The organism is Kluyvera intermedia, from assembly GCF_034424175.1.
GTDB classification, from domain to species: domain Bacteria; phylum Pseudomonadota; class Gammaproteobacteria; order Enterobacterales; family Enterobacteriaceae; genus Kluyvera; species Kluyvera intermedia.
The window spans coordinates 3,909,032-3,925,519 of record NZ_CP139986.1 but is presented as its reverse complement, the minus strand read 5'-3'; the positions used below and the strand labels follow the sequence as shown (position 1 = coordinate 3,925,519).

Annotated in this window: 14 protein-coding genes; all 14 read left to right on the top strand. The window is 54.1% G+C overall.

Features of this window, described 5'->3' with window-relative positions; translation table 11 throughout:
* Positions 1–46: 46 nt before the first annotated feature.
* The 14 genes from leuO (at position 47) to murG (ending at position 16,455) form a co-directional block, all read left to right on the top strand.
* On the top strand, positions 47–1,018 hold the full coding sequence (gene leuO / locus U0026_RS18950; RefSeq protein WP_062771901.1) for a transcriptional regulator LeuO: 972 nt from the start codon (positions 47–49) through the stop codon (positions 1,016–1,018).
* Positions 1,019–1,406: 388 nt separating this feature from the next.
* The gene (ilvI, locus tag U0026_RS18945; RefSeq protein WP_062771904.1) at positions 1,407–3,131 is read left to right on the top strand and encodes an acetolactate synthase 3 large subunit; all 1,725 of its coding nucleotides are present in this window, start codon (positions 1,407–1,409) and stop codon (positions 3,129–3,131) included.
* A 2-nt stretch (positions 3,132–3,133) separates the two neighbouring features.
* Positions 3,134–3,625 (top strand): acetolactate synthase small subunit, encoded by a 492-nt coding sequence (gene ilvN / locus U0026_RS18940; protein ID WP_061282266.1) that lies wholly within the window; start codon positions 3,134–3,136, stop codon positions 3,623–3,625.
* Between the two features lie 147 nt (positions 3,626–3,772).
* A complete protein-coding gene (cra, locus tag U0026_RS18935) occupies positions 3,773–4,777 on the top strand; it encodes a catabolite repressor/activator (RefSeq protein ID WP_062771907.1) in 1,005 nt (334 codons plus the stop codon).
* Positions 4,778–5,359: 582 nt separating this feature from the next.
* On the top strand, positions 5,360–5,818 hold the full coding sequence (gene mraZ / locus U0026_RS18930; RefSeq protein ID WP_062771910.1) for a division/cell wall cluster transcriptional repressor MraZ: 459 nt from the start codon (positions 5,360–5,362) through the stop codon (positions 5,816–5,818).
* 1 nt (position 5,819) lies between these two features.
* Positions 5,820–6,761 (top strand): 16S rRNA (cytosine(1402)-N(4))-methyltransferase RsmH, encoded by a 942-nt coding sequence (gene rsmH / locus U0026_RS18925; protein WP_062771913.1) that lies wholly within the window; start codon positions 5,820–5,822, stop codon positions 6,759–6,761.
* Entirely contained in the window at positions 6,758–7,123 is a 366-nt protein-coding gene (ftsL, locus tag U0026_RS18920) for a cell division protein FtsL (RefSeq protein ID WP_062771916.1), read from the top strand. The genes rsmH and ftsL overlap by 4 nt, the downstream gene beginning before the upstream one ends.
* 15 nt (positions 7,124–7,138) lie before the next feature.
* The gene (locus tag U0026_RS18915; protein WP_062771919.1) at positions 7,139–8,908 is read left to right on the top strand and encodes a peptidoglycan glycosyltransferase FtsI; all 1,770 of its coding nucleotides are present in this window, start codon (positions 7,139–7,141) and stop codon (positions 8,906–8,908) included.
* Positions 8,895–10,382 (top strand): UDP-N-acetylmuramoyl-L-alanyl-D-glutamate--2,6-diaminopimelate ligase, encoded by a 1,488-nt coding sequence (gene murE, locus U0026_RS18910; RefSeq protein WP_062771922.1) that lies wholly within the window; start codon positions 8,895–8,897, stop codon positions 10,380–10,382. The genes U0026_RS18915 and murE overlap by 14 nt, the downstream gene beginning before the upstream one ends.
* The gene (murF, locus tag U0026_RS18905) at positions 10,379–11,737 is read left to right on the top strand and encodes a UDP-N-acetylmuramoyl-tripeptide--D-alanyl-D-alanine ligase (protein ID WP_062771925.1); all 1,359 of its coding nucleotides are present in this window, start codon (positions 10,379–10,381) and stop codon (positions 11,735–11,737) included. The genes murE and murF overlap by 4 nt, the downstream gene beginning before the upstream one ends.
* Positions 11,731–12,813: a phospho-N-acetylmuramoyl-pentapeptide-transferase gene (gene mraY / locus U0026_RS18900; protein WP_062771928.1), complete on the top strand. Its 1,083-nt coding sequence runs from the start codon at positions 11,731–11,733 to the stop codon at positions 12,811–12,813. The genes murF and mraY overlap by 7 nt, the downstream gene beginning before the upstream one ends.
* Before the next feature lie 2 nt (positions 12,814–12,815).
* Positions 12,816–14,132: a UDP-N-acetylmuramoyl-L-alanine--D-glutamate ligase gene (gene murD, locus U0026_RS18895; protein ID WP_062771931.1), complete on the top strand. Its 1,317-nt coding sequence runs from the start codon at positions 12,816–12,818 to the stop codon at positions 14,130–14,132.
* The gene (gene ftsW / locus U0026_RS18890) at positions 14,132–15,391 is read left to right on the top strand and encodes a cell division protein FtsW (protein WP_062771934.1); all 1,260 of its coding nucleotides are present in this window, start codon (positions 14,132–14,134) and stop codon (positions 15,389–15,391) included. The genes murD and ftsW overlap by 1 nt, the downstream gene beginning before the upstream one ends.
* Positions 15,388–16,455: an undecaprenyldiphospho-muramoylpentapeptide beta-N-acetylglucosaminyltransferase gene (gene murG / locus U0026_RS18885; protein ID WP_062771937.1), complete on the top strand. Its 1,068-nt coding sequence runs from the start codon at positions 15,388–15,390 to the stop codon at positions 16,453–16,455. Before ftsW ends, murG begins: the two co-directional genes overlap by 4 nt.
* The last annotated feature ends 33 nt before the right edge of the window (positions 16,456–16,488 follow it).

Below are 16,488 nucleotides of genomic sequence, written 5' to 3'. Positions count from 1 at the left end.
CATATAGCCTCAATATATTTCTGCGATTTTGCAAAGGGAGTTTTGTATGACAGTGGAGTCTGATAGCGTAATTAACGCCTCAGGGCAACAGCGTGTATCCGCTAATGAAGGAACTAAACCGCAGCTTCGGATGGTCGATTTAAATTTGCTTACCGTATTTGATGCGGTGATGCAGGAGCAGAACATCACGCGTGCCGCCCATATCCTTGGCATGTCACAGCCGGCGGTAAGTAACGCTGTTGCTCGTCTGAAAGTGATGTTTAATGATGAACTGTTTGTTCGTTATGGTCGTGGTATTCAGCCGACGGCCCGGGCGTTTCAGCTGTTCGGTTCAGTACGCCAGGCGCTGCAGCTAGTGCAAAATGAGTTACCGGGTTCAGGCTTTGAACCATTGAGCAGCGAGCGGGTATTTAATATCTGCGTATGTAGCCCACTGGATAATTACCTCACCTCAATTATCCTCAATAAGGTGAATGAAGTAGCGCCACATATTCACATGGTGTTTAAGTCATCCTTAAATCAAAATACAGAACATCAGCTTCGTTACCAGGAAATTGAATTTGTTCTTGGCTATGAGGAGTTCCGTCGTCCTGAGTTTGCCTGTGTACCATTATTTAATGATGAGATGGTGCTGGTGGTCAGTAAGAAACACCCGCGCATTAATGGCCCCGTCACAGAAGCAGTGGTTTATCAGGAAGAACATGCCGTTGTTTCCCTCGATCGTTATGCCTCATTTAGCCAGCCATGGTATGACTCGATTGATAAACAAAGCCGTATTGCCTATCAGGGAATGGCATTAATAAGCGTACTGAATGTCGTTTCTCAAACTCATCTGGTGGCTATTGCTCCGCGCCGTCTGGCTGAAGAATTCTCTGAGCAACTGGGTCTGCAAGTATTACCGCTGCCAATGAAGCTCAATAGTCGTACTTGCTACCTTTCTTGGCATGAAGCGGCAGGGCGAGATAAAGGCCATCAATGGATGGAAGAGCTTCTGATTAACGCATGTCGTCAGCAGTGATTCGTATCCGTAGATAGTCGCTATTAATGTCATATTTATTTTGTAAATCCTCAGAAATATAAAATATTATCCTGTTGTTTATCGCCGGTTCGTCCGGCGATAAAGTTAAAAATTCAGGTTTACCTGTAATGAGGCGTTTCGTCCGAGTATCTACGCCCTCCTTTTCTTATTACTGAAGTAATCTTCCATCATTTTCTCTTTTCCCCTTATTTTTCCTCTTTTTAGTACCGGACCTACTCCCGATGTGCGAATTGCCTGCCTGGTGGCGAGCGGTTATGTTAGTTCGTTATAGATTATTCAGCGCTGGTGGATACCGTTTTGCCGTCAGCACATGACTTCGGGAAAATGAATTCCCCGTCATCAAGAAGATTAAGCCGGGAGGCAAACCATGGAGATGTTGTCTGGAGCCGAGATGGTCGTCCGATCGTTAATCGATCAGGGCGTGAAGCAGGTATTTGGCTACCCGGGAGGCACGGTTCTCGATATTTATGATGCGCTACATACGGTTGGCGGTATTGACCATGTATTGGTGCGTCATGAACAAGCGGCGGTGCATATGGCCGACGGTCTGGCTCGTGCCACCGGGGAAGTTGGCGTGGTGCTGGTGACTTCGGGCCCGGGGGCAACTAACGCTATCACCGGGATTGCGACAGCCTATATGGACTCCATTCCCCTGGTTGTGCTGTCAGGCCAGGTGGCGACGTCATTAATCGGTTACGACGCCTTCCAGGAGTGCGACATGGTCGGTGTCTCGCGTCCGGTCGTGAAACATAGCTTCCTGGTGAAACAAACTGAAGATATTCCCGGTGTGTTAAAAAAAGCCTTTTGGCTGGCCGCTAGCGGACGTCCCGGCCCGGTGGTGGTAGACCTGCCAAAAGACATTCTTAATCCGGCGAATAAGCTACCGTACGTCTGGCCTGATTCGGTGAGTATGCGGTCGTACAACCCTACAACGACGGGTCACAAAGGGCAGATTAAACGCGCGCTGCAAACAATTATCGCTGCGAAAAAACCGGTGGTATACGTGGGCGGCGGGGTGGTGAATGCTGAATGCCATACACAGCTGCGTACGCTTATCGAAAAACTTAATTTACCGGTCGCCTCCTCATTGATGGGGCTGGGCGCTTTCCCAGCGACGCACCGTCAGGCGCTGGGCATGCTCGGTATGCATGGCACTTATGAAGCCAACATGACCATGCATCACTCCGATGTGATCTTCGCAGTCGGCGTCCGCTTTGACGATCGTACAACCAACAATCTGGCGAAGTACTGCCCGGATGCAACGGTCTTGCACATCGATATTGATCCAACCTCGATCTCAAAAACGGTACCCGCCGATATTCCGATCGTGGGTGACGCGGGATTAGTGTTGGATCAAATGCTCGAACTGTTGGATCAAGAGAGCGCCGCGCAACCGCTGGATGATATTCGCGACTGGTGGCAGCAGATAGAGCAATGGCGTGCTCGTCAGTGCCTGAAGTATGACACCCAAAGTGGCAAGATTAAGCCGCAGGCTGTGGTGGAAGCCGTCTGGAGATTGACCCACGGTGACGCCTACGTGACCTCCGATGTCGGTCAGCATCAAATGTTTGCCGCGCTTTACTATCCGTTTGATAAGCCGCGCCGCTGGATAAACTCCGGTGGTCTGGGCACCATGGGCTTCGGTCTGCCCGCGGCGTTAGGCGTTAAGATGGCGCTGCCGGATGAGACGGTGGTCTGCGTCACGGGGGATGGCAGTATTCAGATGAATATTCAGGAGCTGTCCACCGCGCTGCAATACAATCTGCCGGTGCTGGTGCTTAACCTGAACAATGGCTATCTCGGGATGGTGAAGCAGTGGCAGGACATGATCTACTCTGGCCGACATTCCCAGTCGTATATGCAGTCGCTGCCGGACTTTGTTCGTCTTGCTGAGGCTTATGGTCATGTGGGGATCCGTATCACCGAACCTTCTGAGCTTGAGAGCAAGCTGACTGAAGCGCTAGAACAGGTGCGCAATAACCGCCTGGTGTTTGTCGATGTTTGCGTTGATGGAAGCGAACATGTCTACCCGATGCATATCCGCGGTGGGGCAATGGACGAGATGTGGCTGAGTAAAACGGAGAGAACCTGATTATGCGTCGGATATTATCGGTATTGCTGGAAAATGAGTCCGGGGCGCTATCCCGCGTGATTGGGCTTTTCTCACAACGCGGTTACAACATTGAGAGCCTGACCGTCGCGCCCACTGACGATCCAACGCTGTCGCGAATGACCATTCAGACGGTCGGCGATGAGAAAACCATCGAGCAAATTGAAAAGCAGCTGCACAAGCTGGTCGATGTGCTGCGCGTGACCGAGCTTGGGCAAGGCGGTCATGTTGAACGTGAAATCATGCTGGTGAAGGTTCAGGCCAGCGGTTATGGTCGCGATGAGGTTAAACGCAACACGGAAATTTTCCGTGGGCAGATTATTGATGTCACGCCATCGCTCTATACCGTACAACTGGTGGGCACCAGTGATAAACTGGACGCCTTCTTGGCCTCGCTGCGTGACGTTGCCCGAATTGTTGAAGTGGCACGTTCAGGTGTGGTGGGATTGTCGCGTGGCGACAAGATTATGCGCTAGGCTGGATCTCATCGCTTTATCGTAGCCTGACCCCGATGTCGGGCTTTTTTTTGCGAAACCCGCAGTAAGTGCGACGAAAAGCTATTGCCGATGAGATCATTCTGCGTTTAGATGTTACGGATTATACTTATAAAGCAAGGGGCAATTGTGAAACTGGATGAGATCGCCAGGCTTGCCGGTGTTTCCCGAACCACCGCCAGCTATGTGATTAACGGCAAAGCGAAGCAGTACCGTGTAAGCGACAAGACTGTCGAAAAAGTGATGGCCGTGGTGCGTGAGCACAACTACCATCCTAACGCGGTTGCCGCCGGCCTGCGTGCAGGACGTACGCGTTCCATCGGATTAGTGATTCCGGATCTGGAAAATACCAGCTATACGCGCATCGCCAACTATCTTGAGCGTCAGGCTCGTCAGCGTGGTTATCAGCTGTTGATCGCCTGTTCTGAAGATCAGCCGGATAACGAAATGCGCTGTATTGAGCATCTGCTGCAACGTCAGGTGGATGCCATTATTGTCTCAACCTCTCTGCCACCAGAACATCCGTTCTACCAACGCTGGGCTAATGACTCGTTCCCGATTGTTGCGCTTGACCGCGCACTCGACCGTGAACACTTCACAAGCGTAGTGGGCGCCGATCAGGACGATGCTGAAATGCTCGCCGCTGAGTTGCGTACCTTCCCGGCGGAAACGGTGCTTTATCTCGGCGCGTTGCCGGAGCTGTCGGTCAGCTATCTGCGTGAGCAGGGGTTCCGTACGGCCTGGAAAGAGGATCCGCGAGAAGTGCATTTCCTCTATGCCAATAGTTATGAACGCGAAGCTGCGGCGGCGCTGTTTGAAAAATGGCTTGAGACTCATCCTATGCCACAGGCGTTATTCACTACCTCCTTTGCGCTATTACAAGGGGTGATGGATGTTACGCTGCGTCGTGAAGGTAAGCTGCCGACCGATTTAGCCATTGCCACCTTTGGCGATAACGAGTTGCTCGACTTCTTACAATGCCCAGTGCTGGCCGTAGCCCAGCGCCACCGTGATGTTGCGGAGCGTGTGCTGGAGATTGTACTGGCAAGTCTTGACGAACCTCGTAAGCCAAAACCGGGCCTCAGCCGTATTCGTCGTAATCTTTACCATCGTGGCAGCCTGAGCCGTCGATAAACATTAAAGGATGAAGGTACACGTTATTACCTTCATCCTTTTAAACATTATTCCCGTGTGGATATTCAGATAATTCCTTAATTTTTATTAGCCCTCTATTTAATTTCTCTTTTTTGAGCGTTTTGTTGTTTATTAATGTGAACACAAAGTAAAAATATATTATTTGTGTATTATTTTGTTACATTTTCCGGGCGGATTGCCGAAATAACAAACACTTCATCACCCACCTACCAGAATGCGCAGCCAGTCGCCCGCGAATTCCTTGTCGGGGCTTGCCACAAGGACTGTTAACCAACTGCAGAATGTCCTAAAATGCCGCTCGCGTCGCAAACTGACACTTTATATATTCTTTTGAAGATATTTCGTCACGTTAACGTGGTGTGAATCACCCTGTATTTTTCTTGCGGGTATTCATGACGTTAATTTGCTTCGCAGGTTGGATGATTTTTAATCATGGCTAATATCGGCTGTAAATAGTGGTTTTTGGACTCCGTTGGCATTGATGCTGGCTTGACAAGCTTTTCCTCTGCTCCTTAAAGTGGGAATTTGTGGGGTAAAGTGGTGATAAGGGGAGAGGCTGGCATGTTCCGAGGGGCAACGTTAGTCAATCTTGACAGCAAAGGGCGCTTAGCCGTCCCTGTCCGATATCGGGATACGCTGCTCGAGAGCGCTACCGGTCAAATGGTTTGCACCATTGACATCCATCACCCCTGCCTACTGCTTTACCCTTTGCCTGAATGGGAAATTATCGAACAAAAACTATCGCGTCTGTCGAGCATGAATCCCGCCGAGCGCCGTGTACAACGGTTGCTGTTAGGGCATGCCAGCGAATGTCAGATGGATAATGCGGGGCGATTATTGATTGCGCCGGTTTTACGGCAACATGCCGGATTGACCAAAGAAGTGATGCTGGTCGGGCAGTTCAATAAATTTGAGCTGTGGGATGAAACGGCCTGGTATCAACGGGTCAAGGAAGATATCGACGCTGAGCAATCTGCTTCAGGGGCGCTGTCGGAGCGATTGCAGGATTTGTCCTTATAAAATGATGGAAAACTTTAAACATACTTCGGTACTGCTGGACGACGCCGTAAACGGCCTGAATATCCGTCCAGATGGTATCTACATCGATGGCACTTTTGGCCGTGGTGGTCACTCACGTCTCATCCTCTCGCAGCTTGGTGAGCAGGGGCGTTTGATCGCGATCGACCGCGATCCTGAAGCGATTGCGGTGGCTAAAACCATTGATGATCCGCGTTTTTCCATCGTGCATGGTCCTTTCTCGGCGCTGGCGGATTACGTAGCCGAACTCGACCTGGTCGGCAAGATCGACGGCATTCTGCTCGATCTTGGCGTCTCCTCACCGCAGCTTGATGATGCTGAACGCGGCTTCTCATTTATGCGTGATGGCCCGCTGGATATGCGTATGGATCCGACGCGCGGTCAGTCGGCGGCCGAATGGCTGCAAACGGCAGAAGAAGCGGATATTGCCTGGGTGATTAAAACCTTCGGTGAAGAACGTTTTGGTAAACGCATTGCGCGCGCCATCGTGGATCGCAACCGTATTGAGCCGATGACGCGTACCAAAGAGCTGGCAGAAGTGATTGCCGCTGCGATGCCGGTGAAAGACAAATTCAAACACCCCGCAACCCGTACCTTCCAGGCGGTGCGTATTTGGGTGAACAGTGAGCTGGAGGAGATAGAGCAAGCGCTAAAAAGCTCGCTTGGCGTGCTGGCCCCGGGTGGGCGGCTGTCAATCATCAGCTTCCATTCGCTGGAAGACCGCATTGTGAAACGCTTTATGCGTGAACAGAGCCGCGGTCCACAGGTTCCGGCTGGGATACCGATGACTGAAGAGCAACTCAGGAAACTGGGTGGCCGTCATTTACGAGCGCTAGGCAAGTTGATGCCGGGCGAAGAAGAAGTGGCTGAGAATCCACGTGCTCGTAGTTCAGTGCTGCGTATTGCAGAAAGGACGAACGCATGATCAGCAGAGTGACAGAAGCCTTAAGCAAAGTGACCGGGTCGTTAGGAAATGGCGAACGTCATGCCTTGCCTGGCGTTATTCGCGACGACCTTTTGCAACATGGGAAGCTGCCACTCTGTCTGTTCATTTGCATTATCGTGACGGCGGTAACGGTGGTGACGACCGCTCACCATACTCGCCTGTTAACAGCCCAACGTGAACAGTTGGTGCTGGAGCGCGATGCGTTAGATATTGAATGGCGAAACCTGATCCTCGAAGAGAATGCTCTTGGCGATCATAGCCGTGTCGAACGTATCGCTACTGAAAAGTTGCAGATGCAACATGTTGATCCATCAAAAGAAAACATTGTTGTTCAAAAATAAGGATTATTGCAACGCATGAAACCGGCGGCAAAAAAAACGCTTAAACCGAAACGTCAGGAAGAACAGGCCAACTTTATCAGTTGGCGTTTTGCGTTGCTTTGCGGCTGTATTCTGATTGCATTGGGCTTCTTGCTGGGGCGTGTCGCCTGGTTGCAGATCATCGCACCTGACATGCTGGTGCGTCAGGGCGACATGCGTTCGTTACGCGTGCAGGAAGTGGCGACCTCGCGAGGCTTAATCACCGATCGTTCTGGTCGTCCGCTGGCGGTGAGCGTACCGGTGAAAGCTATCTGGGCCGATCCGAAAGAGCTGCACGAAGCGGGTGGTGTGGTACTGAATAACCGCTGGAAGGCATTGGCCGATGCGCTGAATATGCCGCTCGACCAGTTGGCCACACGTATCAACACCAATCCACGCATGCGTTTTATCTATCTGGCGCGTCAGGTTAACCCTGACATGGCAGATTACATCAAAAAACTGAAGTTACCAGGGATTTACCTGCGTGAAGAATCGCGCCGTTACTATCCTTCCGGCGAAGTGACCGCTCACTTAATTGGTTTTACCAACGTTGATAGCCAGGGCATTGAAGGGGTTGAGAAGAGCTTCGACAAGTGGCTCACCGGCCAGCCGGGAGAACGAATTGTCCGTAAAGACCGCTATGGCCGAGTCATCGAAGATATTTCCTCAACTGACAGCCAGGCCGCGCACAATCTGGCGTTGAGCATCGACGAGCGCTTACAGGCGCTGGTCTACCGTGAGCTGAATAACGCCGTCGCCTTTAACAAGGCGGAATCCGGCAGCGCCGTACTGGTTGATGTGACAACCGGTGAAGTACTGGCGATGGCCAACAGCCCATCCTACAACCCGAATAACTTTACCGGCACGGCGAAAGACACCATGCGTAACCGGGCGATCACTGACGTGTTCGAACCCGGTTCAACGGTAAAACCGATGGTCGTCATGACGGCCTTGCAGCGCGGCGTCGTACGTGAAAACACCGTGCTGAACACTATTCCATATCGAATTAACGGTCACGAAATCAAAGACGTGGCGCGCTACAGCGAATTAACCCTGACCGGGGTTCTACAGAAGTCGAGTAACGTCGGTGTTTCCAAGCTGGCGTTAGCGATGCCGTCCTCAGCGTTAGTAGATACTTACTCACGTTTTGGGCTGGGAAAAGCGACCAATTTGGGGTTGGTCGGAGAACGCAGTGGCTTATACCCTCAAAAACAACGGTGGTCTGACATAGAGAGGGCCACCTTCTCTTTCGGCTATGGGCTAATGGTAACCCCGTTACAGTTAGCGCGAGTCTACGCAACGATTGGCAGCTACGGGATCTACCGTCCGCTGTCGATAACCAAAGTTGATCCGCCGGTTCCCGGTGAGCGCATCTTCCCTGAATCTACCGTCCGTACAGTCGTACATATGATGGAAAGCGTGGCGCTGCCTGGCGGCGGTGGCGTGAAGGCGGCGATTAAAGGCTACCGTATTGCGATTAAAACCGGTACGGCGAAAAAAGTTGGCCCGGACGGGCGCTACATCAACAAATACATTGCTTACACCGCAGGCGTTGCGCCAGCCAGCCAGCCGCGTTTTGCGCTGGTGGTGGTCATCAACGACCCGCAGGCGGGTAAATACTACGGCGGCGCCGTTTCCGCGCCGGTCTTTGGAGCCATCATGGGCGGTGTATTGCGCACGATGAACATTGAACCGGACGCGCTGGCAACGGGCGATAAAAATGATTTAGTAACGAATCAAGGCGAGGGATCAGGTGGCAGATCGTAATTTGCGCGACCTTCTTGCTCCGTGGGTGCCAAATGCACCGGAGCGAGTACTGCGGGAGATGACGCTCGACAGCCGTGTGGCTGCATCGGGCGATCTTTTCGTAGCGGTAGTAGGTCATCAGGCGGACGGGCGTCGTTATATCCCGCAGGCAATTGCGCAAGGCGTCGCGGCAGTTGTAGCCGAGGCAAAAGATGAAGCGACCGACGGTGAAATCCGTGAAATTCACGGCGTGCCGGTTATTTACCTCAGCCAGTTAAACGAACGCTTATCGGCACTGGCCGGGCGTTTCTACCAAGAACCGTCGGACAGCCTGCGCCTGATTGGCGTCACCGGTACCAACGGTAAAACCACCACCACGCAGTTGATTGCACAGTGGTGCCAACTGTTGGGTGAAACCAGCGCGGTGATGGGCACCGTCGGCAACGGCCTGCTGGACAAAGTTATCCCAACGGAGAACACCACCGGTTCGGCGGTTGACGTTCAGCACGTGCTCGCCGGTCTGGTTGCGCAGGGCGCGACGATGGCAGCGATGGAAGTCTCTTCTCACGGTTTGGTACAGCACCGCGTAGCGGCACTGAAATTTGCGGCTTCCGTGTTCACCAACCTCAGCCGCGATCACCTTGATTATCATGGTGATATGGAACATTACGAAGCCGCCAAATGGCTGCTGTATTCGACCCACCACTGCGGCCAGGCGATTGTGAATGCCGACGACGAAGTGGGCCGCCGCTGGTTGGCGCGTTTGCCGGACGCGGTCGCAGTGTCAATGGAAGACCATATCAACCCAAACTGTCACGGTCGCTGGCTGAAAGCTATCGCTGTGGATTACCACGATAGCGGCGCCACCATTCGTTTCGACTCCACCTGGGGCGAAGGCGAAATTGAAAGCCGCCTGATGGGCGCGTTTAACGTCAGCAACCTGCTGCTGGCGCTGGCAACATTACTGGCGCTGGGTTACCCGCTGGCCGATCTGTTGAAAACCGCCGCGCGTTTGCAGCCGGTATGTGGGCGCATGGAAGTCTTCGCAGCACCGGGTAAACCGACGGTTGTTGTCGATTACGCTCACACCCCTGATGCGCTGGAAAAAGCCTTGCAGGCCGCGCGTCTGCACTGCGCTGGCAAGCTGTGGTGCGTGTTTGGCTGCGGCGGCGACCGTGATAAAGGCAAGCGCCCGCTGATGGGTGCGATTGCCGAAGAGTTCTCCGATATTGTGGTCGTCACCGATGATAACCCGCGTACCGAAGAACCTCGTGCGATCATCAACGACATTCTGGCGGGCATGGTTGACGCTGGGCACGTGAAGGTGATGGAAGGCCGCGCCGAAGCGGTGACCAACGCCATCATGCAGGCCAAAGAGAATGACGTTGTGCTGCTGGCCGGCAAAGGCCATGAAGATTATCAGATTGTGGGTAACCGCCGTCTGGACTACTCAGACCGTATCACCGCAGCGCGTCTGCTGGGAGTGGTGGCATGATTGGCGTAACGCTAAGCCAGCTTTCCGGCGTACTTAACGCTGAACTTGTGGGTGACGATCTGCTGATTGAAGACGTCACCACCGACACCCGTAAAATCACTGCGGGTTGCCTGTTTGTGGCGCTGAGAGGTGAACGTTTTGATGCGCACGATTTTGCGCAAACCGCCAAGGATAACGGCGCGGGCGCGCTGTTAGTCAGCCGTAAGCTGGATATCAATCTGCCACAACTGGTGGTCAGCGATACCCGTCTGGCTTTCGGTGAACTGGCGGCCTGGGTTCGTCAACAGGTTCCGGCACGCGTTGTGGCGCTGACCGGTTCTTCCGGCAAAACGTCGGTAAAAGAGATGACCGCCGCTATTTTGGCACAGTGCGGCAACACGCTTTATACCGCAGGCAACCTTAATAATGACATCGGCGTGCCGATGACATTACTGCGCCTGACGCCGGAACATCAGTTTGCGGTGATTGAGTTAGGGGCAAACCACCAGGGTGAAATTGCCTGGACCGTGGGGCTGACCCTTCCGGAAGCGGCGCTGGTGAATAACCTGGCGGCAGCGCATCTGGAAGGTTTTGGCTCATTAGCGGGTGTTGCGAAGGCCAAAGGGGAGATTTTCTCCGGCCTGTCGGAAAGCGGCGTTGCGATCCTGAATGCGGATAACAACGATTGGGCAAACTGGCAGCAGATCATTGGCGATCGTCGCGTCTGGCGCTTCTCGCCGGATGCGGCTGACAGCGATTTTAGCGCGAGCGATATCCGTATTACCGTACAGGGCACCGTCTTCACGCTGCATACGCCGAATGGCAACACAGAGGTACTTTTGCCACTGCCGGGTCGTCATAACATCGCTAATGCGCTGGCCGCAACCGCGCTGGCGACGGCGGTGGGAGCCGATTTAAATGCGGTGAAAGCCGGATTAGCGCAGCTTAAAGCGGTTCCGGGGCGTTTATTCCCGATTCAGTTGTCGGAAACTCAACTGCTGTTGGATGACTCCTACAACGCGAACGTCGGTTCAATGACCGCAGCGGTGCAGGTGCTGTCTGAAATGCCGGGCTACCGCGTGCTGGTTGTCGGTGATATGGCAGAGCTGGGTGCGGAAAGTGAAGATTGTCATATTCAGATCGGTGCTGCGGCAAAAGCCGCGGGTATCGACCGCGTACTGAGCGTTGGCACATTAAGCCAGGCAATCAGTGCTGCCAGCGGGGCAGGAGAGCATTTCACCGAGAAGGCCTCGGCAATTGCACGCCTTAACACGCTGATTAACGAACATAAAACTATCACCATTCTGGTGAAAGGATCACGCAGTGCCGCCATGGAACAGGTTGTACGCGCATTACAGGAGATCGGGACATGTTAGTATGGCTGGCCGAACATTTGGTCAAATATTATTCTGGCTTTAACGTCTTTTCCTATCTGACGTTTCGCGCCATCGTCAGCCTGCTGACCGCGCTGTTCATCTCTTTGTGGATGGGCCCGCGCATGATCGCCCGCTTGCAAAAAATGTCCTTTGGTCAGGTTGTGCGTAACGACGGTCCAGAATCACACTTCAGTAAACGCGGCACCCCAACCATGGGCGGGATCATGATCCTGACCGCCATTACCGTTTCCGTGTTGCTGTGGGCTTACCCCTCTAACCCGTATGTATGGTGCGTACTGACGGTACTTATCGGTTACGGAATTATTGGTTTTGTCGACGATTACCGCAAAGTGGTGCGTAAAGACACCAAAGGCCTGATTGCCCGCTGGAAATATTTCTGGATGTCGGTGATTGCGTTAGGCGTGGCCTTCGCGCTGTATCTGGCTGGCAAAGATACGCCCGCGACCGAACTGGTGGTGCCGTTCTTTAAAGACGTGATGCCGCAGCTGGGTCTGTTCTACGTTCTGCTCGCCTATTTCGTTATCGTCGGTACCGGCAACGCGGTCAACCTGACCGATGGCCTCGACGGTCTGGCTATCATGCCAACCGTGTTTGTGGCGGCGGGCTTTGCGCTGGTGGCGTGGGCGACCGGCAACATGAACTTTGCCAGCTATTTGCATATTCCTTACCTGCGTCACGCGGGGGAGTTGGTGATTGTCTGTACGGCGATCGTTGGTGCGGGCTTAGGCTTCCTGTGGTTCAACACTTATCCGGCGCAGGTCTTCATGGGCGACGTTGGCTCGCTGGCACTCGGCGGTGCGTTGGGCATTATTGCCGTGCTGCTGCGCCAGGAATTCCTGTTGGTGATCATGGGCGGCGTCTTCGTGGTAGAGACTCTGTCGGTTATTTTGCAGGTCGGTTCCTTCAAGCTGCGCGGTCAGCGCATCTTCCGGATGGCACCGATTCATCACCACTATGAACTGAAAGGCTGGCCGGAACCGCGCGTCATCGTGCGCTTCTGGATTATTTCGCTGATGCTGGTGCTGATTGGCCTGGCAACGCTGAAGGTACGTTAATCATGGCAGATTATCTGGGTAAAAACGTCGTCATCATTGGTCTTGGACTGACCGGGCTGTCCTGCGTGGATTTCTTCCTTGCGCAGAACGTGACGCCGCGCGTCATGGATACCCGAGCGACGCCACCCGGTCTGGATAAACTGCCGGAAACGGTAGAGCGTTACGTCGGTAGTCTGAATGAAGACTGGCTGATGGCGGCTGACCTTATCGTCGCCAGCCCCGGTATTGCACTGGCGCACCCGGCACTGTCTCGTGCGGCGGATGCGGGTATTGAAATCGTTGGTGATATCGAACTGTTCTGCCGTGAAGCACAGGCGCCGATTGTGGCGATTACCGGCTCGAACGGTAAAAGTACCGTCACCACGCTGGTGGGTGAAATGGCGAAAGCGGCAGGCGTAAATGTCGGTGTTGGTGGCAATATTGGTCTGCCAGCGCTGATGCTTTTAGATCCCGCTCGCGAATTATACGTCCTTGAACTCTCAAGCTTCCAGTTGGAAACGACCAGCAGCCTGCGTGCGACGGCTGCGACGATCTTAAACGTCACTGAAGATCATATGGATCGCTATCCGCTGGGATTACAGCAGTACCGTGCGGCGAAACTGCGCGTGTATGAAAATGCCAAAATCTGCGTAGTTAACGCCGACGATGGCCTGACCATGCCGGTACGCGGTGCCGACGAACGCTGCGTAAGCTTTGGCGTGGATGTGGGCGACTATCACCTTAACCGCCAACAGGGCGAAACCTGGCTGCGCGTGAAGGGTGAAAAAGTTCTGAACGTCAAAGAGATGCCGCTCACCGGCCAGCATAACTACAGCAATGCCCTGGCGGCATTGGCGCTGGCGGATGCCGTTGGCCTGCCACGTGCGACGAGTCTGAAAGCGCTGACCACCTTTACCGGGCTGGCTCACCGTTTTCAGATTGTGCTGGAACATAACGGCGTGCGCTGGATCAACGACTCCAAGGCAACCAACGTCGGGAGCACCGAGGCTGCGTTAAATGGCCTGCATGTGGACGGAACGCTGCACCTGCTGCTGGGCGGCGATGGTAAATCTGCTGATTTCGCGCCGCTGCAACGTTATCTGACCGGCGACAACGTTCGTCTGTACTGCTTTGGCCGTGACGGCGGTGAACTGGCCGCACTTCGTCCAGAAGTGGCTACACAGACTGACACCATGGAACAGGCAATGCGTCTGCTCGCGCCTCAGGTGAAAAGTGGCGATATGGTGTTGCTGTCGCCTGCCTGTGCCAGCCTCGATCAGTTTAAAAGTTTTGAGCAACGCGGTGACGTGTTTGCTCGTCTGGCGAAGGAGTTAGGTTGATGCGTTTATCGCTCCCGCGCCTGAGATTGCCTCAACTGAGGTTGCCGCGTCTGCCGGGCATGCGTGTTTTCGCATGGATTTTTGCCGCGCTGAAAGGCTGGGTGATGGGCTCTCGGGAGAAAGACTCTGACAGCCTGATTATGTACGACCGTATGCTGCTGTGGCTGACGTTAGGTCTTGCGGCGATTGGTTTTATCATGGTGACCTCGGCGTCGATGCCGGTGGGACAACGTCTGGCGAACGATCCGTTCCTGTTCGCCAAACGTGATGGCCTGTACCTGCTGCTGGCGCTTGGCTTATCACTGATTACCTTACGTTTGCCGATGTCGTTCTGGCAGCGCCATAGTACCTTTATGCTGATTGCCTCGATTGGTATGTTGCTGATTGTACTGGTGGTAGGTAGCTCGGTTAACGGGGCATCGCGTTGGATTGCCTTTGGCCCGCTGCGTATTCAGCCTGCTGAGCTGACCAAGCTGTCGCTGTTTTGCTACATCGCCAACTATCTGGTGCGCAAAGCGGACGAAGTGCGTAACAACCTGCGTGGCTTCTTAAAGCCGATGGGCGTGATTTTCGTGCTGGCGATTTTACTGCTGGCGCAGCCTGACCTCGGTACCGTGGTGGTGCTGTTCGTGACCACACTGGCGATGCTGTTCTTAGCCGGTGCCAAGCTGTGGCAGTTCATCGCCATCATCGGTATGGGGATGTCTGCGGTGGTGCTGCTGATCTTAGCCGAACCGTACCGTATTCGCCGCGTGACCTCCTTCTGGAACCCGTGGGAAGATCCATTCGGTAGCGGCTACCAGCTGACACAATCGCTAATGGCCTTCGGTCGCGGCGAAATGTGGGGGCAGGGCTTAGGCAACTCGGTACAAAAATTAGAGTATCTGCCGGAAGCCCATACCGACTTTATCTTCGCCATCATCGGCGAGGAATTGGGTTATATCGGTGTGGTACTGGCCCTTTTAATGGTATTCTTCGTCGCTTTCCGCGCCATGTCCATCGGTCGCAAAGCGCTGGAAATCAACCAACGTTTCTCAGGCTTCCTGGCTTGCGCCATCGGCGTATGGTTCAGCTTCCAGGCGTTGGTAAACGTTGGGGCAGCGGCTGGTATGTTACCGACCAAAGGTCTGACCCTGCCGTTGATAAGTTACGGCGGCTCCAGTCTGCTGATTATGTCGACGGCGATTATGTTCTTGTTACGAATTGATTATGAAACGCGTCTGGAGAAAGCCCAGGCGTTTACCCGAGGTTCACGATGAGCGGTCAAACAAAGCGGTTAATGGTGATGGCAGGCGGCACGGGCGGACATGTGTTCCCGGGGCTTGCGGTTGCGCACCATTTAATGGAACAGGGCTGGCAGGTACGCTGGCTGGGAACCGCTGACCGTATGGAAGCCGATTTAGTACCGAAACACGGTATTGAAATCGACTTCATTCATATCTCCGGGCTGCGCGGAAAGGGATTGAAAGCACAATTGCTGGCGCCGATGCGTATTTTTAACGCCTGGCGTCAGGCTCGCGCCATCATGAAACGCTTTAAGCCGGACGTGGTGATGGGCATGGGCGGTTATGTTTCAGGCCCTGGTGGTCTGGCGGCATGGTCGCTGGGTATTCCAGTGGTCCTGCACGAGCAAAACGGTATTGCGGGTTTGACCAATAAGTGGCTGGCAAAAATCGCCACTAAAGTGATGCAGGCGTTCCCCGGTGCATTTGCTAACGCTGAAGTCGTCGGTAACCCGGTGCGCGTAGATGTGCTGGCGTTACCGCTGCCGCAACAGCGTCTGGTCGGTCGCGACGGCCCGGTGCGAGTGCTGGTGATTGGCGGTTCACAGGGCGCACGCGTCCTGAATCAAACGCTGCCGCAGGTTGCAGCGCTGCTGGGAGAGACGATCACTATCTGGCATCAGAGCGGAAAAGGCGGTCAGCAGACCGTGGAGCAAGCTTATGCCGATGCTGGTCAACCGCAACACAAAGTGACCGAATTTATCGATGACATGGCGGCCGCTTACGCATGGGCTGACGTGGTAGTGTGCCGCTCCGGTGCATTGACGGTGAGCGAAATTGCCGCCGCCGGTCTGCCCGCGATCTTTGTGCCATTCCAGCATAAAGACCGGCAGCAGTACTGGAATGCGCTTCCGCTGGAAAAAGCGGGCGCGGCCAAAATTTTTGAACAACCTCAGTTCACTGCGCAAGCGGTAGCCGACACCCTGGCAAGCTGGGATCGCAACACATTATTAGAGATGGCTGAACGCGCTCGCGCGGCGGCGATCCCGGACGCTACCGAGCGGGTAGCGAAAGAAGTGAGCCTGGCAGCAAAGGCTTAATCATCGCGGCGCATTTGCGTCGCCCGAATTGTA

Excerpts from the sequence above, each read along its gene's own strand:
- ftsW (WP_062771934.1), top strand. The coding sequence starts at position 14,132 with ATGCGTTTATCGCTCCCGCGCCTGAGATTGCCTCAACTGAGGTTGCCG.
- ftsL (WP_062771916.1), top strand. The coding sequence starts at position 6,758 with ATGATCAGCAGAGTGACAGAAGCCTTAAGCAAAGTGACCGGGTCGTTA.
- murG (WP_062771937.1), top strand. The coding sequence starts at position 15,388 with ATGAGCGGTCAAACAAAGCGGTTAATGGTGATGGCAGGCGGCACGGGC.
- ilvN (WP_061282266.1), top strand. The coding sequence starts at position 3,134 with ATGCGTCGGATATTATCGGTATTGCTGGAAAATGAGTCCGGGGCGCTA.
- mraZ (WP_062771910.1), top strand. The coding sequence starts at position 5,360 with ATGTTCCGAGGGGCAACGTTAGTCAATCTTGACAGCAAAGGGCGCTTA.
- leuO (WP_062771901.1), top strand. The coding sequence starts at position 47 with ATGACAGTGGAGTCTGATAGCGTAATTAACGCCTCAGGGCAACAGCGT.
- murD (WP_062771931.1), top strand. The coding sequence starts at position 12,816 with ATGGCAGATTATCTGGGTAAAAACGTCGTCATCATTGGTCTTGGACTG.
- U0026_RS18915 (WP_062771919.1), top strand. The coding sequence starts at position 7,139 with ATGAAACCGGCGGCAAAAAAAACGCTTAAACCGAAACGTCAGGAAGAA.
- rsmH (WP_062771913.1), top strand. The coding sequence starts at position 5,820 with ATGATGGAAAACTTTAAACATACTTCGGTACTGCTGGACGACGCCGTA.
- mraY (WP_062771928.1), top strand. The coding sequence starts at position 11,731 with ATGTTAGTATGGCTGGCCGAACATTTGGTCAAATATTATTCTGGCTTT.
- murF (WP_062771925.1), top strand. The coding sequence starts at position 10,379 with ATGATTGGCGTAACGCTAAGCCAGCTTTCCGGCGTACTTAACGCTGAA.
- ilvI (WP_062771904.1), top strand. The coding sequence starts at position 1,407 with ATGGAGATGTTGTCTGGAGCCGAGATGGTCGTCCGATCGTTAATCGAT.